The sequence below is a fragment of the Methylotenera sp. genome (genome assembly GCF_029946165.1).
Lineage (GTDB): Bacteria > Pseudomonadota > Gammaproteobacteria > Burkholderiales > Methylophilaceae > Methylotenera.
In genome coordinates, this window is sequence record NZ_JAQSDZ010000018.1 from 124,608 (window position 1) to 143,685 (window position 19,078).

The following is a 19,078-nucleotide window of genomic DNA, read 5'->3' on the forward strand; positions in this document are numbered from 1 at the left end:
ATTTGACGCGTAGATAATAATATTTATTTAGCATTTCACTAAATTGAATATTTATTGATTGCATAAATTACAGCCAAAAAAATAAAGCCAGCGGGTAAGCTGGCTTTATAAATTGAAAGTCGTTTTAGAAAATTAAACCATCAATTTGATGACTCATCTTTGATATACAAAACTTAACTACAAAAGTTTAGCCGCCCATTCTTGCGCACTAATCTCTTTATCACCTGATGTATCTTTATGTGTAAAAATGGTTTGATGGAAAGCTAAAAACTCCTCTCTTGTGACCTTATGGTCGCCATCAGTATCCATCGCTCCCATCATTTTCATGGACCGTAACTCTCGGCTATAACCGCCTGTTGCAAGATCAAGTTTAGACTGTTTAGCTGGTCCAGCCCATTCTTTAGCATCAACTGAACCATCTTTGTCTTTATCAAGCTCGTCGAAAATGCTGTTGTAATAAGTATCCGATTCAGTAGCTGTTACCATGTGATTGCCATCAGCATCCAACATTTTCATCATGCCCATTTTGCTAAACTCACGTGCATAACCGCCTGTACCCAACATTGCATCTGCAGCAAAAGCTGGTGCTGATAGAACGCCTGCTGAAAGTAATGTCACTGCCACTAATACCACGTTTTTAATTTGAATGTTCATCTTGATATCTCCTTAATAGTGCATATTTAATAAAGTAATTTTTGCCGGCAAAGCTTAGTCTTCATGCATATCAAATTCCTTACAAATCATTATTTTAAAAATATCAAAATATTTAATATATTCAACAAATACAGAGTGTTAGATTGAATATATTTTTTTTAATTACAAGTAGATTTTTATTTAATATTTCCAGTAACGTAACAATTACGCTTAAATTCTGCATATTGTTTTAAACTATATCCATGAAATATATTCACCGTTTACTTACATTTACCATAGCAACAATGTTGTTATCAGCATTGTTCGTCACACAATGCATCGCCAAGCAAAATGACAGCAATGTTTTACTTGCGCAGGTTTATCAGCGTGGCATAGATGTAAGACAGTATTTAGTAAGTGAAAAGTACGATGGCGTAAGGGCGGTGTGGGATGGCAACAAACTTCATACGCGCACAGGTCGCGTAATTGCCGCGCCAACGTGGTTCACCAAAGGCTTACCCACAACTCAACTGGATGGCGAGTTGTGGCTTGGTCATGGCAAATTTGATGCACTTTCTGGCGCGGTGAGAAAAGACGTGCCGATTGACGAAGAATGGCACGGAGTTAGCTATATGGTATTCGAACTACCAAACGCAACAGGCACGTTTAACGAGCGCGCTAAACGCATTGTGAAAATCGTCAAACAAGCCAATATTCCACAGTTAAAAGCAGTTAAGCAATATCGAATAAATGATGAGGCAACGCTTAACAAGCTATTGAAACAAATAGTTGCACAAGGCGGCGAAGGTCTTATGCTGCATCGTGCTGATGCAGCATATATCACAGGCCGCAGCGACGTTTTACTCAAAGTTAAACTGTTATTAGATGCAGAAGCTACGGTTATCGCTCACACGCCAGGTCGAGGCAAATATGCTGGCAAACTTGGCGCGCTGGAAGTCGAAACACCTGAAGGCATACGCTTTAAACTTGGCACTGGCTTTAGCGACGTACAACGCGCAGACCCACCAAAGATTGGTAGCACCGTCACCTATACTTATCGCGATATCACCAAAACTGGCAAGCCAAGATTCGCAAGCTTTTTACGTGTACGAAATGAGCAATAAAGCTTGATTAACAACCTATCAAGCCTTAATCAAGCTAAGCCTAAATCAAACTCACTCGACTGCCGCGGCTTACAGATTGCAAAACAGCCTCTATGGTTTTGCAATTAGCTTTCGCGTCAGCAAAGGTTAAATGCGGCGTTTTATTATTCAACACACAATCACTGAAATGCTCAATTTCTAAAGTAAAGTGATTGCTTGGCGCAAAGCGCTCTTCTGCGTATTTACCATCTTCCAACGCCCATGAAATTACAGGTACGTCATTTTGAAACACCCAAGCCGCGTTGCATTTCACCCAACCTTTAGTGCCGATGATTTCATATTCCGATTTACGACTACGCTCAAAGCTAATATCAAAATGACCAAATTTGGCACGACCTTCGGCATCACAACCAAAATCCAGCACGCCACTGGTGACAATATCCGCGCCAACATCATTCAGCTTAGCATGCGCAATAACACTGACAGGCTCTAAACCGAAAGCCCATCGTAGCGAATGGATCGCGTAAGGCCCAATATCCCACATCGCACCCCCACCGTCTTTAACACCGCTAGCAATGCGGTACATACGTGCTGGACGCATTAGAAACGAGTAAGAAGCACGGCATGACAAAACATCGCCTATCAAGCCAGATTCAACAATCTCCTTCACGCGCGCATGTTGCGGATGAAAGCGATACATAAAGCCTTCCATCACTTTCACCTTGTTTTTAAGCGCAGCGGCTTCAATCGCATTAATATCCGCAATAGTTAATGCCATCGGCTTTTCTATCAACACATGCTTACCTGCATTAATTGCTTTAAGCGCCCATTCTGCATGCTCGTTATTTGCCATGGGGCAGTATATTGCATCGACGTTTTTATCTGTAATTAAGGCATCCATATCGTCATAACACGTGACGTTTTGATGGCAAGGTGCATATTTGTCTAAGGCAGCTTTCGCAGCACCAGCACGGCGACTCGCAATCGCGACCAATTCAGAATTTGATGCTTCAATAATTGCGGGAAGTAAGCGCTCATTGACACGCGCTGCACCCAGAATACCCCATTTAAGCTTAGTCATACATTACTCCATTTAATACTGCATCCAATACTGGCAACTTGCTCTTTAGGACCCATTCCTGTTTCAGCAATCTGCTTCATGGCATAAAATAAATCACGAGTGCTATTCGGCGCGGTTTCTTTGCGGCTTTCATCGAAACGACCGCGATATTGCAACTCGCCTTTATTATTGAATCCAAAGAAATCTGGCGTACAAACCGCGTCATAAGCTTTTGCGATTGCTTGCGTTTTATCTAACAAATATGGAAATGAGAACTCCATTTTATGCGCGACTAACTGCATATTCTCGAAGCTATCTTCTTGATAATCTGTTGGGTCGTTAGACATAATCGCCACCGTGTTAATACCGAGCATGTTCAGCTCGCGAACGTCATTAACCAGCCTTGGAAAAATGGCTTTTACATAGGGGCAGTGATTGCAAATAAACATGACTAACAAGCCATTTTTACCCATGATGAGGTCGCGTGAAATCATGCTGCCATCAATATTTCGTAGATTAAAATCTGGCGCTTGCCAGCCAAAATCACACACAGGTGGGTTTAAACTTGCCATATTTTTCCCTTCATTTATTTCTCTTTCCGTGCCGTAGCGCGGAATGTCGTTTTTAAGATATTATCACCTTTACTCAAAATTTAAGCTTTGCTCAATGTCTAACTTTCGTTTTCACAGTGCTGATCATCTGCACATTGGCGCTACCGTTAAATTAAATGACAATGCTGCCACCCATGCCACTCGCGCTTTACGTTTAGAGGTAGGCGATAGCATTCAGCTATTCAATGGCGATGGTGTTGATTACATTTGCGAACTAATTTCGGTAAAAAAAAATGAGGTAATCGCTAAGGTTAACGCAAGCCAGATTTGCAATACCGAGTCACCACTTAACATCACGCTATTACAGGGGATTTCTAGCGGCGACCGTATGGACTACACCATTCAAAAGGCTGTAGAACTAGGCGTGAAAGTGATTCAACCCATTGCTACCGAACGTAGCGTAGTTAAACTTTCGGCTGAGCGCGCCGAAAAGCGTTTAGAGCATTGGCAAAATATCGTCATTTCTGCCTGCGAGCAATGCGGTCGAGCGACGATTCCTCAAGTTTTAGCGCCAAAAACCTTAGCTAATTGGCTAACAGCTAACCCTGTCTCGACCTCAAGTAGCAACGTCACTCGTATTTTGCTTAACCCAATTGGCGCAAAACGCTTAGCTGCGCTGGATGAACCTAATGGCGAGATTCAATTACTCATCGGCGCAGAGGGCGGCTTAAGCCAAGCGGAAATCAATTTAGCTATCTCGCAGGGTTTTCAATCGGTGATTCTTGGCCCAAGAATCTTACGCACAGAAACCGCGGGACCAACTGCAATTGCGACTTTACAGTCACTTTGGGGCGATTTTTAGTGGGCTTAATTGTTAAAGACTTAAACGTAAAACTTACCTACTCGTAAATAATTTGCATTATTTACATAAATATTTTATATTATTGTAATAATTACATTTTATATTACAGGTTTCCACTAAAATCACTGCTATGTCTATTGGTCATTCCATACGCGTTCGTCGCAAGTCGTTGAACATCACATTACAAACCCTCGCCAAACAAGTTGAAGCGGACGCAGGTAATTTGTCGCGTATTGAGCGTGGTGAATTAGGAGTTAACGAAAATACGCTTCGCAAGATAGCCGAGGCGCTCAATTGCACGCCAGCTTATTTGTACGCCCAAAGTGACATGCCAAAAACCGCATTCACCGTGCAAGAACATCGCCAGCCTTACCTCACAACTTTATCGCAAGTGCCTAGTAAAAATAATACGCCAAACATCAAAGACTTCGTACAGTGGTTTAGGTCTGCTACGCCTTACATTCACGCCTTTGGCGGTCGAACTTTTGTGATTGCATTTGGTGGCGAAGTGGTCGATGAAAAACAATTTGTTGCGCTTTCACATGACTTAAACTTACTTGCCAGTTTAGAAGTTAGATTAGTCTTAGTACACGGCACCCGCCCGCAAATTGAAAAGCGTCTCCGCCGCGATAAACTTTCAACCAAATTTGTGAATGGCCTGCGCGTGACCGATGATGCAGCTATGGAAGCCGTAAAAGAAGCCAATGGTGTTATTCGCGTTGAAATTGAAGCGTTGCTATCTATGGGCTTGGTGAATTCGCCCATGGCAGGTTCTGATATTCGCGTGGCGAGTGGCAACTTTGTCACCGCAAAACCCCTTGGTGTGCGCGACGGTGTCGATTTACAACATACGGGCGAAGTACGTCGTGTTGATGCAGTTGGCATACAAAAACGTCTTGATGACAATGAACTCGTGCTGTTATCACCTCTGGGATATTCCCCAACCGGCGAGGCATTCAACTTAAGTTTAGAAGATGTAGCGGTGAGCGCGGCAATTGCGCTTGATGCTGACAAACTGATTTTTTTGATGGATTCCGAAGGAGTACATAATCTACGGGGTGAATTGTTGCGAGAAATGACCGCAGTAAAAGCTAAAAATCTTCTTCGCAATGTGACAGGTAATGAGCAAGCAATCAACATTTCAGAAGACATTAACTACTATTTACCCGCAGCAGTAAGAGCTTGCGAACATGGCGTGGCGCGCACTCATTTGATTTCGCGGCATATCGATGGCGCGATTATTCAAGAGCTTTTCACGCTGGACGGTATCGGCACCATGGTGACCGAACTTAGCTTAGAAAGTATGCGGCAAGCCAATATTGACGATGTAGGCGGCATATTAAAACTGATTGAACCACTAGAAGCTGAGGGCTTTTTAGTGCGGCGTGGGCGTGAACATATTGAAATGGAAATTGAACATTTCTATGTGATGGAGCACGACAATCGCATTATTGGTTGCGCAGCTTTGTATCCATTTGACGCTGAGCGTACTGCTGAATTTGCCTGTTTGGCGATTGACCCTGCATACCGAGGCGGCGGCCGTGGCGATAAATTATTTTATTACTGCGCCAGCCAAGCCAAAGAATTAGGCTTTAAAAGCTTATTCTGCCTCACTACGCGCACTGAACATTGGTTTTTAGAACGCGGATTCACCGAACAAAACGTTGAAAAGCTACCTGCTGAAAAACAGAAACTTTACAACTTTCAGCGTAAATCTAAGGTGTTTAGCAAAACTTTATAAGCAATTTTTAGTTACAATGACACCAATTGCATTTACTAAATTTAAGCACATGGAAAACTTATGTTAAGCCAAACAACTGCCGCAAAAAAAGCACGCACACTTGCAGAAGCGCTGCCTTATATCAAACGTTTTTTTGATAAAACCATTGTCATTAAGTACGGTGGAAACGCCATGACGGACGAACATCTTAAAAATTGTTTTGCGCAAGATGTGGTGCTACTTAAACTTGTCGGTATGAACCCCGTTGTGGTACATGGCGGCGGCCCACAAATTAATGAAATGCTGGATAAACTCGGTAAAAAAGGTGAGTTTATTCAAGGTATGCGCGTGACTGATGCAGAAACCATGGACGTGGTTGAGATGGTGCTTGGCGGTCAAGTCAACAAAGAAATCGTGAACTTGATTAACCGTCATGGCGGCAAGGCCGTTGGTTTAACAGGTCAAGATGGTAACTTCATTCATGCCCATAAGCTGTTAATGGAAGATATGAACGACCCAACTAAAATGATAGACGTTGGACAAGTCGGTGAAATCAGCGCGATTGATCCTAGCATCATTAACTTCTTAGATCAGGGCGATTTTATCCCTGTTGTTGCGCCAATTGGCGTTGGTGTTGATGGCGAAACCTACAATATTAATGCCGATGTTGTAGCTGGAAAATTGGCTGAGATTTTAGGTGCGGAAAAGTTAATTCTATTAACGAATACTCCAGGCGTTTTGGATAAAAGCGGCGAGTTATTAACTGGTTTAACGCCTAAGCAAATTGATGACCTTGTGGCAGATGGCACACTTTCTGGCGGTATGCTGCCTAAAATTAGCTCGGCATTAGATGCAGCACGAAGCGGCGTTAAAGCTGTTCATATTATTGATGGCCGTGTTGAGCATGCGTTATTACTAGAAGTATTAACAGATGAAGGTGTTGGTACGCTGATTAAGGCCAAGTAAATTGGATTTAATTCATAGGTCAAAAGTCTGGATTTTTGACCTAGACGACACCTTGCACAACGCTACTGCGCATATTTTCCCAGTGATGAACCGTACCATGACGGCATATATCATGGAGCATCTCACTATGGACGAAGCAGCCGCACATGAGCTGCGCCAGCGTTATTGGCGTGCTTATGGGGCTACGCTTAAAGGCTTGATGCGACATCATGGCACCTGTCCGCATCATTTTCTAGAAGAAACACACAAGTTTCTAGATTTGCCTGAGATCGTGCTTGAAATAAAGCGCTTGCGCCACATGCTGCAAAGTCTTTCAGGACGTAAGTTAGTATTCACTAACGCTCCTAAAAGTTATGCTTTACGGGTGCTCGATATACTAGGTATCACTGATTGTTTTGAACTTGTATTTAGTGTCGAATCAACTAAGTTTCATGCAAAGCCATCTGTACGCGGCTTTCAAATGCTGCTCAAAACTATCAAGGTAAAAGCCAGTGACTGCGTGATGTTAGAAGATAGCCTAGCTGCATTGATGACCGCAAAACGTTTGGGCATGAGAACGATTTGGGTTACTAAAAAACTAAAAAAACCAAATTTTGTGGATTATCGATTAAGTGAAGTGTTAGCACTTACTCACCTTAAGTTATAATTCCGAAAAATTAATTTAAGAAGTAACTAAAAGTTCACTGAGACTTAATTTAATAAAAAATCTTAAATAATAAATTCAATAAAAATATAGGGGAAAAAGATGGCAGGGGAACGTAAACAGCAAATTTTGGAAATGCTAGCCAAGATGCTGGAGGCGCCAAAGCGCGAAAAAATCACAACTGCATCACTTGCGGCAAAACTTGAAGTTAGTGAAGCTGCGCTTTACCGCCACTTTGCCAATAAAGCCCAAATGTTTGAGGGCTTAATTACATTTATAGAAGAAACGATTTTTGGCTTAATTAATAAAATTGGTACCGAAGAAACTGATGGCTTGAGACAAATTCAGCGCACGATTACTATGCTACTCGCGTTCGCAGATAAAAATCCGGGCATGACCCGCGTATTAATTGGCGATGCTTTAGTCAATGAGGATGAAAAACTTCAAGTAAGAATTAACCAACTTTATGACAGAATTGAAGTCACACTTAAGCAAAGTTTACGCATTGCTGAAACGCAAACTGGTAATAAAGGCGATGCAGAAGCACAGGCCAACTTAATCGTTTGTTACATATTAGGTCGCTGGCAGCAGTTTGCAAAAAGTGGCTTTAAACGCAAACCGACAGAGTATGTCCAACAACAAATTAGTACACTTATTAATTTTTAATAGTTTTGAATCAACAAATTTAGATAATACTGGGGACTTAAATTGCAAGGCACGATATTTGGATTTACAGAAGCACAAATTAGCCAATTTGGCATGACTTACGCCGTGACAGGGTTAATGATATTAATGATGATCATAGTTGCAAAGCTCGCTTGGGATTCAAAAGCAGGTAAATTTGGTGGTTTTGCACTATTTGTCGGTTTAACGCTTGGTGTCGCAGGGTTTGTTATCAAGCTTTTGATAGAACACTTTTTGGAAATATAAGCCTACTAGCTATTACAACGCCTGCCTTACAGCTTTGAGTCTTGCTTCAAATACGGCAGCTTTAATTTTTTCCGAATCAGAGTAAGCGCTTGCAATAGCACCCGCATCTACACTAGATGCAGCCTCTAGCACTTTAAGCATTAAATCTGCGGCTGGCGTTGGACAATTTTCAAAACCAGTTCTACCTCGCGAGTCTGCCTCACAGGCTTTTAAAAAATCTTTAAACCTAGCGGGTTGGCGAATTGCATCCAACTCGACTAGGAACTCTAACAAGGTACTTGGCCTCATTTGAGGCGCTTGGTGCAACTTACCATGGAACTTAGCCACAATATGCCCAAGTTCTTTGCAATCGTTAGGCACGCGTAAACGCTTACATAAGGCCTTAAGTAAGCTGACACTACGCTCTTCATGTCCAATATGTCTAGGTAATATTTCTGCTGGCGTAGTGCCTTTACCTAAATCATGCATCAAAGCTGCAAAGCGCACTGGCAGGCTGAAATTGTTCTTGGCGGCATAATCTATCACCATCATCACATGCACGCCTGTATCTATTTCTGGGTGGTGTTGGGGCGGTTGTGGCACGCCCCAAAGCTTATCTAACTCTGGCATTATCTTTTTGAGAGCTCCACAAGCGCGTAACACCTCGAACATACGGCTTGGTTTAGCTTCCATCAAACCTTTAGCAAGCTCTTGCCATACCCGTTCTGCAACCAAAGCATCTACTTCGCCCGCATTGACCATGTCTTGCATCAACTGATTGGTTTCTGGCGCTACGGTAAACTCTGCAAATCTGGCTGAGAGTCTAGCCGCGCGAAGTATGCGTACAGGGTCTTCCGCAAATGCCGCACTCACATGGCGCAAGGTTTTAGACTGAATATCCACTAAACCTTTATATGGATCAATTAACTGACCGTCTTCAGCTTTTGCAATCGCGTTTATGGTTAAATCGCGTCTTGCTAAATCTTCTTCTAAAGTCACGTCTATCGAAGCATGCACTGCAAAGCCTTTATAGCCTTTTGCGGTTTTGCGTTCAGTGCGCGCTAATGCATATTCATCATGCGTTTTTGGGTGTAGAAAAACAGGAAAGTCTTTGCCTACAGGTTTATAGCCAGCAGCTTCCATCTCTTGTGGCGTGCTGCCAACCACCACATAATCTTTATCTTTGACAGGCAAGCCCAGCAACTCATCACGTACTGCGCCACCGACCAAATATACCTGCATGACGCTACCTGTTTACCTAGCGGCTGTGCGACGAAACCGATCATAAGCACCGCGCGGCGTTTGATCGACTAGGTATTGTGGAATAACTGTTTCCAGCGCTGTAGGCGTGATTTTAAATACCGTAGGGAAAGATTGCTCACTCACGCTATCAATTTCCATAGAGCGCACATTGTCACGTGACATCAGTTTAACTGGTATCAGTTCCATCATAAATGCTTGCGCATATGAAAGTTTATCGTTAAGGCCGATTATGGGTCGCTGAACTTGCAATGCGTTCATCACGGATTTAATCAACTCGCGGAACGAATAAACCTTTGGGCCAGCCAACTCATAAGTTTTATCATAAGTTGCGGTATTTGGGATACACGCAACAAAACAGCTCGCCACATCTTCCACCCAAACTGGTTGAAATTTGGCATCTGGTTTCGCCAACAAGACAACGGGTAAAGTTTTGATAAGCGTTGCGAACAAATTAATAAAACTATCACCTCGACCAAAAATAACAGAAGGCTTAAATATCGTGATATTTAATTGATTTTGGAATGCATGCAAGGCCGCCTCACCCGCGCCTTTAGAGCGCAAATATTGACTTGGTGCATTTTCACCCGCTTGCAAACTACTCATGTGTATCAAGCGGGTAATGTTTAAATCTACACAGATTTTTGCTAATTGCGCAGGTAGCTGATGGTGAATGGCCTTAAAAGTTGAACGGCGATTTTGCTGCAAAATGCCCAGCAAATTAATCACCACATCTGCACCTCTTAAAGCGGAGTTCAATGAATGGTAATCGGCAACATTACACTCTTCTACCTGTACATTCGGCAACAAAATTAAGTGCTTGGCTGATTCCCTGCGGCGCGTTAGCACTTTTACAGAATATCCAGCTGCATCCAGCTTAGCTACGATGGCGCTACCGACAAAACCTGAACCGCCTAATACGCAAACTTCTTTAAATTGATCTGTTGTTTTAAACATGGGTGCAATTCCTAAACTAATTCGAAAAAATTCTTTATCATTTATTATTATTCATCTTCCGCGCTAACTTCAACTGGTTTACCCGTCCCAGGAATAACGCCCAAACGTGCTTTTAATGTTTGAATCTTCACACTTTTATTCTCACTCACTAAGCGTGGGGCATAAATCTGCGCATTAGCCATTACTTTCTGCACATAGTTCCTAGTTTCTGCAAATGGAATGCTCTCTATGTAAATAGCCGACTCCATCGGATCAGGTGCCATCCATCGTTTTGCGCGGCTTGGCCCAGCATTATAGCCAGCTGTCGCCATTACCGCTTGTCCACCCATTAAATCTAAGGTATAGCGCATATAGTATGTGCCAAACTCAATGTTCGTACTTAATTCGTGAATCATATTATTGTTGTAGCTATTCATGCCCATGCGTTTAGCTACCCATTTAGCCGTTGCTGGCATTAACTGCATTAAGCCTGAAGCGCCCACGCCTGATTTCGCATAGTGCATGAAGCGGCTTTCTTGGCGTGTTATGCCATATACCCAAGCTTCATCTAAACTCACCTCATTGGCAGATTGACGAAATAAATCTCGATAGGGTGTTGGGTAGCGCAAGTTAAAGTTATGCGTTTGCTTGGTGTTATCGGCAGTGCTAATCGCAATGTCATACCATTTCTGACGCATCGCATACTCAGCCGCGGCTAGCAACTGCTTATCATCATACTGTCGTGTTGCCCAAAGCCATTCGGCTTTTGCTTCCCAGCGCATATTTAAACGTTGCAACTCCAGCGCACGTTTGATTTCTGGTTGGCTCGCGATAGCAGTGACCTCATTATCTGTCACTTTATACTCTATCCCTTGGCTACTCATTACACTTTCTAACTCTTCCGCAGCTAACCAGCCATAGTAATGACGCTCAATTGAGAGCTTGCTAAATATAGTGTTCGATTCAATCAAATCACCTTTTTCCCTTAACGCTCTGGCTTTCCAATAACGCCAAGCGCCTTCTTCTTGCTGCTTCACATTCATTGCTGAAATAGCTTTAAGCACGGTTGACCAATCTTGTGCGCGCAAAGCGGATCGAACCTTCCAAGCAAGCTGTTCTTTGTCTAACACGCTATTACCCGCCAAAGTGTAATATTCGAGTGCTTGTGGTTTGTGTGCACGTGCAGCATGATAGGCGATTCGTCCCCATCCAAAAGCCCGATTATCTAAATCAAAAAGATTTTGCACTTTATTATGAGTGCTAATCGCTGCATCTAATTTAGTCCTTGCTAAACGATCAAGTGCGTAAAGATTAACTTCTGCGCCAAACCGCGTTTTGAATGAGGCGGTCTTTTTATCTAGTATAAGCTGTGGCGTTAGATTAGCTTTATCGAGCAATTTAAGCGTTGTTGGTTCCACATTTGGCAAACGTGTAATCACGCTTTTAGCCAAACTCAGCTTACCATCTTGCAATGCAAGCCTGAACTTTGCCCAAATATCCTCTTGGCTTAAGGTACCCGATTGTTGAAGTACATCAAATAACTGATTGCAATTACTTGGCAAGTCAGCGCTAGTCATCCATAAAGCTTTTGCCTGACTTATCACATCTTCATCGGCCAATAATGTATGACCAAGCATTGCATAACATTGCACGGCAACATCTTCACGCTGGAAATTATTTAATTCTTCGAAAAATGGCGCCCAATTCTCATTTTTTGCCAGCTTTTTGAGCCATTCACCTCGAACGCGGTCGTTGAATGGCATGTCCACATATTTAGCTAGAAAGTTCTGCACTTCCTCATCTCGAGCTTGGTCCATGTTAAGCAACATCAACCAGTAATCAGCATATGGTGCCAATAAGTATTGCTGAGTATTAAGTTGTGCGACATCTTCCGCTAATGCGATTGAATTTTTAGCGGCGTAAGATTTTCGCGCTTGCTGAAACAAGGCTTCATCTGATAAAGCCAATGCCTGAGTTGAAAATATGAGGGATACTAACGCTAGTAAAAGGCGATTAAATGTCATGGAACGCCCTAGTTTGATGTAAATTTTAATTGTGAACCTACTTGCAAACCAATTCGGTATTAACCGTATTAATAAACTGGTTTGGCAAATAACTGCGTTTCTTGCGTCGAAAAAGTTTCTGGCGCATCTTCTTGTTTTTCAAATGTCGCATATTCCCAAGCGGTTTCATCTAGCATGAGTGCGCGTAATAACTGATTATTAAGCGCATGGCCGGACTTATAGGCATAGAAAGCACCCAAAATTGGATGCCCTAACATGTATAAATCGCCTATGGCATCCAATACTTTATGTTTTGCAAACTCGTCGTCATAGCGCAAGCCATCTGCATTAATCACGCGATATTCATCTAAGACAATGGCGTTATCTAGACTACCGCCACGCGCCAAACCATTGGAACGCAAATATTCCACTTCGTGCATAAAACCAAATGTACGTGCACGACTAATTTCATTAATGTAGGAGTCTTCAGCAAAGTCAATTTTTACCTGACTGCCTGAGTTCTCAAATACTGGGTGATTAAAATTGATGGTGAAATCAACTTTAAAACCATGATAAGGCTCAAAACGCACCCATTTATCACCTTCAATCACTTCAACTGTTTTTTTAACACGAATAAATTTTTTGGCGGCGGCTTGTTCAACAATGCCAGCTTCTTGTAATAAATATACAAATGGGCCAGAGCTACCATCCATAATCGGTATTTCAGAGGCATCTACTTCAATATATACATTGTCCACACCTAAACCTGCAAGTGCGGACATGATATGTTCAACGGTGGCAACGCGTGCGCCATTGGCTTCTAACGCAGAACACAAACGTGTGTCATGCACTGCGTTAGGAGTCGCTAAGATTTCATTGGGTTGAGGCAGATCAACCCGTTTGAAAACAATACCAGTATCAACTGCAGCTGGGCGCAGGGTAAGAGTAACCTTTTCGCCGTTATGCAGACCGACGCCAGTGGCGCTAATCGCTTTTTTTAATGTACGTTGCTTTAACATCAATATTCCTAATTTCTAAAACCACAAGTTCCAAGCACACAGCTTCAAGCCTTAGGTCCATATTACTTACAAAGTAATATTTACCTTAGTAATCAAGCAAATAGTAGCATATTTTATGCGGTTTTCTAAGGCGCATTAAGCACCAAAGCGCACATCAAACGCTAGCTAAGACGCAACTTATTGTTTTATCAAATAGTTCTATTTAACTCTTAGTCCGCTTGTTTACGTAAAAATGCAGGAATATCATACTCTTCCACGCCTGACATCTTCATTGCTTCTACTTGCGCGCGGCGGTTGTTTGAGCTGAACACTTGCGGTGTATCATCTTCATCCATGCTACCACCCATGTACATTGGTTGGTTGGTGGTACCGTTACGCACTACTTCTTGTGACATCACGCGAAGCTCTGGTTTTTGCTGACGACGTTGAGCACCAGTTAAACCAGTGGCTACCATCGTTACGCGCAAGCCATCACCCATCGCTTCATCAAACACATTACCTACGATTACCGTTGCATCATCAGCTGTAAACGCTTTGATGGTATTCATTACATCATAATATTCTTTCATTTTGAAAGAAGCAGATGTTGTAATGTTCACTAAAACGCCACGTGCATTTGCAAGGTTAACGTCTTCAAGCAATGGGCTTGCTACTGCTTGTTCAGCCGCAATACGTGCACGGTCTGGACCAGATGCAATGGCTGAACCCATCATTGCCATACCCATTTCAGACATCACTGTGCGTACATCGGCAAAGTCAACATTCACTAAACCTGGGCAATTGATGATTTCGGCAATACCAGAAACAGCATTATGCAACACATCATTAGCCGCTTTAAAAGCCTCTAAAAATGGCACATCCTCGCCCAATACTTCCATCAATTTTTCGTTAGGAATCACAATCAGTGAATCCACGTATTTTGACAACTCTTCTAGACCATCAGTTGCAACTTTAGTGCGCTTGCCTTCAAATGAGAAAGGTTTAGTCACTACAGCTACAGTCAAGATGCCCATTTCTTTTGCGATTTGCGCAATCACTGGAGCAGCGCCAGTTCCAGTACCCCCGCCCATACCTGCTGTAATGAACAGCATATCTGCACCGTCGATTAATTCCGCAATAGCATCACGATCTTCAAAAGCTGCTTCGCGACCGATTTCTGGTTTAGCACCTGCGCCTAAGCCCTTAGTCATCGCCACGCCCATTTGCAACACTGTTTTTGCTTGGCTCTTTTTCAGAGCTTGCATATCAGTATTTGCGCAAATGAACTCAACGCCGCCCACACTTTTTTCAATCATGTGCGCAACTGCATTACCACCACAACCACCCACGCCAATTACCTTAATAACGGCTTCTTGAGCATTTTTTTCCATAATTTCAAACATTTAATTTCTCCTCTTTTTAATTTACATCTGCCTGTTGTTACCAATAACTACTTACTTCTGCCTGAACTACTCATACAACTTCTTACTACTTAAAAATTACCTTGAAACCAACTTTTCATTTTTTCTAACATTCTTCCAAATGAACTTGATTCCATTTGCCCACTAATCTGTCTTTCTAACTGCTGCTTGCCCATTAACACCAAGCCAACGCCTGTCGCATATCGCGGGTTGCTCACTACTTCTGATAACCCGCCTACATAACGTGGAAGCCCCATGCGTACTGGCATATGGAATATTTCCTCGCCAAGTTCGACCATGCCTTTCATCATTGCGGAACCGCCAGTAATCACGATGCCTGAAGCAATCATTTCTTCCATGCCGCTGCGACGTAACTCATTGAGCACCAACTCATATAACTCAACAATGCGTGGCTCTAGCACTTCCGCCAATGTTTGTACTGATAATTGACGCGGCTCTCGACCATCGACACCTGGCACTTCAACAATTTCACGCGGGTCTGCTAATTGACGAAGCGCACAGCCATGCTTCACTTTAATGTCTTCTGCTGACTGCGTTGGCGTACGGAAAGCAACCGCCACGTCATTGGTCATTTGATCGCCAGCGATAGGCACTACAGCGGTGTGACGAATCGCGCCTTGTTTAAACACTGCAATATCCGTGGTGCCGCCGCCAATATCAACCAGACAAACACCTAACTCTTTTTCATCTTCAGTTAACACTGCAAGGCTAGAAGCGAGTGGTTGCAATATCAAATCGCTCACTTCAATACCGCAACGTTTAATGCATTTCACAATATTTTGTGCGGCTGCTACGGCACCAGTTACGATATGCACTTTCACTTCAAGCTTCATACCGCTCATACCTAAAGGCTCGCGTACATCCTCTTGACCATCGATAATGAATTCTTGCGTGAGAATATGCAGAATTTGCTGATCTGCAGGTAAAGCAATCGCGCGTGCGGTTTCAATCACCCGATCTACATCCATTTGCGTGACTTCAGCATCCTTAATTTTCACCATGCCATGTGAGTTCAAACTTTTGATATGGCTACCTGCAATACCTGTATAGACATTGTTAATTTTGCAATCCGCCATCAGCTCAGCTTCTTCCAGCGCGCGCTGGATGGACTGCATGGTTGATTCGATATTCACCACTACGCCTTTTTTCAAGCCGCGTGAAATATGCTGACCCAGCCCGATGACTTTCACCGTGCCTTCTGGTTGCATTTCAGCAACGATAGCAACAATCTTTGATGTGCCAATATCAAGGCCTACAATCAAATTCTTATCTTCTTTTATTCTACTCATGGCTTGCTCCCTCGTACTTAGCGCACGGTTATGTCTGTTGCTTAATAATGTCAGTTGGCTTAGTTTTGCCAGGTTTCAAAATACTGGGTTTAGAAATACTAGGTTTAAAAACCCCATCTTTTAAAGTTGTTGTATCCAAACTTTTATCTTCTACAGCCGGTTGCACTTGCTCACCTGCTTTAATTTGCACTGGCTTACGTACCGCAAACCCATTTGGGTAGCGTAAATCTGCGTAAGTCACTTTCATATTGAGGCCAGCAATTGTGCGGCTATAGACACTGACAAATTTCTCTAATCTAGGCTGCATCTCCACACGGCCCAGTTCAACTACCATGCCATCAGTTGTTGTAATTTCCCAAGCACGTCGTGGCGTGAGTGCCAAATTAGCGATGTTCAAATTAGCTGTTTTCAATATTTTGCTAAACTCACCATATTGAGATGCCACTTCAATCACACCGTCAGCTGGGCCATAAAACATGGGTAAATCACCACCAGAAGCCGCATGAAACAACTCTCCATGCGTATTGACCAATGCAATGGTTCCCCAACGTGCCAACGCTTGGTGCTCCTCAATCACCACTTCTAAAGTATCTGGCCAGCGACGACGTAAACTTACATTGCGTGCCCAAGGTAACTTTTCAAAAGCATTACGTGCTTTCACTAAATCCAAGGTAAAGAAATTACCTTTTAGGTGCTTAGCGACAATCAGCTTTACTTGCTCACGATTCACGTGGCTAAGTTCACCATCGACCTTCACTTCGCGTAATGGAAAAATAGGCAAATGCACCACCGCAAATAATGCCGCGTATAGCATCACCACCACGCTCACAGCAAAGAGCAGGTTAGCAATCCAATTTAGCAATGTAGGTTTATCCCACATCCGCAAGCTCCAAAATACGTACGACTAACTGTTCAAAACTAATACCCGCCGCTTTTGCCGCCATAGGCACTAAGCTGTGATCTGTCATGCCAGGACTGGTATTCACTTCCAAGAAGTAATGATTGCCAGTGTCGTCCATTAAGAAATCCACACGACCCCAACCACGGCAGCCGATAGTTCTAAATGCCTGCAAAGCCTCTTGCTGAATTTGCGCTTCTTTCTCTGCGCTTAATCCGCAAGGGCATAAATATTCAGTGTCGTTACGAAGATATTTCGCTTCAAAATCATAAAACTCGTTTTTTGGCACAATGCGAATAATTGGTAACGCTTGATAACCACCTTTACCATCACCAATAATGCCCACGGTATATTCACCGCCATTAATGAATTTTTCTGCAATCACCAATGGGTCAGCTTCTGCGGCGATTTTATAAGCCGCTACTAAACCACCCGCTTGTTTCACTTTGCTGATGCCGATGCTAGAGCCTTCGTTAGCTGGCTTCACAAATAGTGGCAAACCTAAGGTTTTCTCTATCGCATCAAAATTACTCGTCGCTGTCACCAACTCAAAGTCTGGAGTAATCACATTCATCGCGCGCCATAATAATTTGGTGCGCCATTTATCCATACCAATGGCGGAGGCCATGACACCACTGCCTGTATATGGAATGTGCAACATCTCAAGTGCGCCTTGTATGCAACCATCCTCGCCAAAACGACCATGCAAATTAATAAATACGCGGTCAAATATTTCCAAGTCATGCAATGGCTTGTCACGTGGATCAAAGCCTTGTGCATCAATCCCTTGTGCTTGAAGAGCAGCCAACACCGCACCACCGCTTTTTAGCGACACTTCACGCTCACCTGATTTTCCACCAAGCAATACGGCTACTTTTCCAAATTTCTTATTTAAACTGTTGTCATTCATACCTTAATATTCCCCAATGACTTTTACTTCTTGCTGCAATGCCACGCCTTGTTTCTCTAACACGGTTTCGCGCATATGTTTAATCAACAACTCAATATCTAGTGCATTTGCATCGCCAATATTCACTATAAAGTTTGCATGCTTTTCTGAAACCTGCGCACCACCAATGATGTAACCCTTCAAACCACTGTCCTCTACCAACCTTGCGGCATAATCACCTGGCGGGTTTCTAAATGTTGACCCTGCACTAGGTAAGTTAAGCGGCTGTGAAGCTAATCTTGTTGCCAATAAATCTTTAATCTTTTTTGCTGACTCATGAGCATCACCTGCTTTTAATGCCAACCATGCTGCAATAAACCACTCGCCCGTCACTGGCATATCGACATGGCGATAACTTGCAATAAACTCTGCCGCAGACCGATTATTTAACTCGCCTTGGCGGTTAATCGTAGTCACGCTATGCACAACATCCCAAGTTTCAGTACCATAGCAACCTGCGTTCATTGCTAGTGCACCTCCCAATGTCCCTGGAATACCAGCAAAGAACTCAGCACCTTGTTTAGCTTCTTTCGCGCAAAACTTAGCTAACTTGCCACAGGTCACACCAGCCTCGGCATACACCAAATCGCCATCCATCCTCAAGCTAGTTAACACGTTATGCATGATGATGACCGTGCCGCGTATGCCGCCATCTCGCACTAATAAGTTAGAACCTAAGCCAACAAAGTGGATGGCTTGATTAGTCTCAATATTTCTTAAGAACGCCTGTAAATCTTCCAAATTTGTTGGTATGTAAATTTGATCTGCCTTACCACCCACGCGCCAGCTGGTATAGCGAGCCATAGGCTCGTTTAATAGCAACTTTCCAATGTGTTGTTGAGTGGTAGCCATCATC

At 43.1% G+C, this 19,078-nt stretch carries 19 protein-coding genes; 7 read left to right on the forward strand and 12 right to left on the reverse strand.

The window, feature by feature from the left end; translation table 11 throughout:
- Window positions 1-177: 177 nt before the first annotated feature.
- On the reverse strand, window positions 178-654 hold the full coding sequence (locus PSV17_RS10180; RefSeq protein ID WP_300482217.1) for an EF-hand domain-containing protein: 477 nt from the start codon (window positions 652-654) through the stop codon (window positions 178-180).
- Between the two features lie 242 nt (window positions 655-896).
- On the opposite strand from PSV17_RS10180, the gene PSV17_RS10185 reads away from it, so the two are divergent.
- A complete protein-coding gene (locus PSV17_RS10185) occupies window positions 897-1,757 on the forward strand; it encodes a DNA ligase (RefSeq protein ID WP_300482219.1) in 861 nt (286 codons plus the stop codon).
- A 40-nt stretch (window positions 1,758-1,797) separates the two neighbouring features.
- Here the strand turns inward: PSV17_RS10185 and PSV17_RS10190 are convergent, their stop codons facing one another.
- Together PSV17_RS10190 and PSV17_RS10195 are read right to left on the reverse strand one after the other, a co-directional pair.
- The gene (locus PSV17_RS10190; protein ID WP_300482221.1) at window positions 1,798-2,817 is read right to left on the reverse strand and encodes a Gfo/Idh/MocA family oxidoreductase; all 1,020 of its coding nucleotides are present in this window, start codon (window positions 2,815-2,817) and stop codon (window positions 1,798-1,800) included.
- Window positions 2,814-3,368, reverse strand: a complete 555-nt coding sequence (locus PSV17_RS10195; RefSeq protein ID WP_300482224.1) for a thioredoxin family protein — start codon at window positions 3,366-3,368, stop codon at window positions 2,814-2,816. Before PSV17_RS10195 ends, PSV17_RS10190 begins: the two co-directional genes overlap by 4 nt.
- Before the next feature lie 94 nt (window positions 3,369-3,462).
- On the opposite strand from PSV17_RS10195, the gene PSV17_RS10200 reads away from it, so the two are divergent.
- The 6 genes from PSV17_RS10200 (at window position 3,463) to PSV17_RS10225 (ending at window position 8,468) form a co-directional block, all read left to right on the forward strand.
- Complete coding sequence (locus PSV17_RS10200) at window positions 3,463-4,209, forward strand: 16S rRNA (uracil(1498)-N(3))-methyltransferase (protein ID WP_300482226.1); 747 nt, start codon at window positions 3,463-3,465, stop codon at window positions 4,207-4,209.
- Between the two features lie 130 nt (window positions 4,210-4,339).
- Window positions 4,340-5,950: an amino-acid N-acetyltransferase gene (gene argA / locus PSV17_RS10205; RefSeq protein ID WP_300482229.1), complete on the forward strand. Its 1,611-nt coding sequence runs from the start codon at window positions 4,340-4,342 to the stop codon at window positions 5,948-5,950.
- 60 nt (window positions 5,951-6,010) lie between these two features.
- Complete coding sequence (gene argB, locus PSV17_RS10210) at window positions 6,011-6,895, forward strand: acetylglutamate kinase (protein ID WP_300482230.1); 885 nt, start codon at window positions 6,011-6,013, stop codon at window positions 6,893-6,895.
- Window position 6,896: 1 nt separating this feature from the next.
- Window positions 6,897-7,541, forward strand: a complete 645-nt coding sequence (locus PSV17_RS10215) for a pyrimidine 5'-nucleotidase (RefSeq protein ID WP_300482231.1) — start codon at window positions 6,897-6,899, stop codon at window positions 7,539-7,541.
- Window positions 7,542-7,640: 99 nt separating this feature from the next.
- The gene (gene slmA, locus PSV17_RS10220) at window positions 7,641-8,204 is read left to right on the forward strand and encodes a nucleoid occlusion factor SlmA (RefSeq protein WP_300482234.1); all 564 of its coding nucleotides are present in this window, start codon (window positions 7,641-7,643) and stop codon (window positions 8,202-8,204) included.
- Between the two features lie 42 nt (window positions 8,205-8,246).
- Window positions 8,247-8,468, forward strand: coding sequence for a DUF2788 domain-containing protein (locus PSV17_RS10225; RefSeq protein WP_300482235.1), 222 nt, complete (start codon window positions 8,247-8,249; stop codon window positions 8,466-8,468).
- Window positions 8,469-8,480: 12 nt separating this feature from the next.
- Here the strand turns inward: PSV17_RS10225 and PSV17_RS10230 are convergent, their stop codons facing one another.
- From PSV17_RS10230 to murB, 9 genes are all read right to left on the reverse strand, one after another.
- The gene (locus PSV17_RS10230) at window positions 8,481-9,689 is read right to left on the reverse strand and encodes a multifunctional CCA addition/repair protein (RefSeq protein WP_300482236.1); all 1,209 of its coding nucleotides are present in this window, start codon (window positions 9,687-9,689) and stop codon (window positions 8,481-8,483) included.
- Between the two features lie 12 nt (window positions 9,690-9,701).
- Window positions 9,702-10,664, reverse strand: coding sequence for a complex I NDUFA9 subunit family protein (locus tag PSV17_RS10235; RefSeq protein WP_300482239.1), 963 nt, complete (start codon window positions 10,662-10,664; stop codon window positions 9,702-9,704).
- Window positions 10,665-10,711: 47 nt separating this feature from the next.
- Window positions 10,712-12,667, reverse strand: a complete 1,956-nt coding sequence (locus tag PSV17_RS10240) for a transglycosylase SLT domain-containing protein (RefSeq protein ID WP_300482241.1) — start codon at window positions 12,665-12,667, stop codon at window positions 10,712-10,714.
- A 68-nt stretch (window positions 12,668-12,735) separates the two neighbouring features.
- Window positions 12,736-13,665 carry a UDP-3-O-acyl-N-acetylglucosamine deacetylase gene (lpxC, locus tag PSV17_RS10245; protein WP_300482243.1) on the reverse strand — a complete coding sequence of 310 codons (930 nt, stop codon included), beginning with the start codon at window positions 13,663-13,665 and terminating at the stop codon, window positions 12,736-12,738.
- A gap of 209 nt (window positions 13,666-13,874) precedes the next feature.
- On the reverse strand, window positions 13,875-15,047 hold the full coding sequence (gene ftsZ, locus PSV17_RS10250; RefSeq protein WP_300482246.1) for a cell division protein FtsZ: 1,173 nt from the start codon (window positions 15,045-15,047) through the stop codon (window positions 13,875-13,877).
- 89 nt (window positions 15,048-15,136) lie between these two features.
- A complete protein-coding gene (gene ftsA / locus PSV17_RS10255) occupies window positions 15,137-16,375 on the reverse strand; it encodes a cell division protein FtsA (RefSeq protein WP_300482248.1) in 1,239 nt (412 codons plus the stop codon).
- Between the two features lie 28 nt (window positions 16,376-16,403).
- Window positions 16,404-17,255 carry a cell division protein FtsQ/DivIB gene (locus tag PSV17_RS10260; RefSeq protein ID WP_300482250.1) on the reverse strand — a complete coding sequence of 284 codons (852 nt, stop codon included), beginning with the start codon at window positions 17,253-17,255 and terminating at the stop codon, window positions 16,404-16,406.
- Window positions 17,245-18,183 carry a D-alanine--D-alanine ligase gene (locus PSV17_RS10265; protein ID WP_300482252.1) on the reverse strand — a complete coding sequence of 313 codons (939 nt, stop codon included), beginning with the start codon at window positions 18,181-18,183 and terminating at the stop codon, window positions 17,245-17,247. The genes PSV17_RS10260 and PSV17_RS10265 overlap by 11 nt, the downstream gene beginning before the upstream one ends.
- A gap of 3 nt (window positions 18,184-18,186) precedes the next feature.
- A complete protein-coding gene (murB, locus tag PSV17_RS10270; RefSeq protein ID WP_300482254.1) occupies window positions 18,187-19,077 on the reverse strand; it encodes a UDP-N-acetylmuramate dehydrogenase in 891 nt (296 codons plus the stop codon).
- Between the last annotated feature and the right edge of the window lies 1 nt (window position 19,078).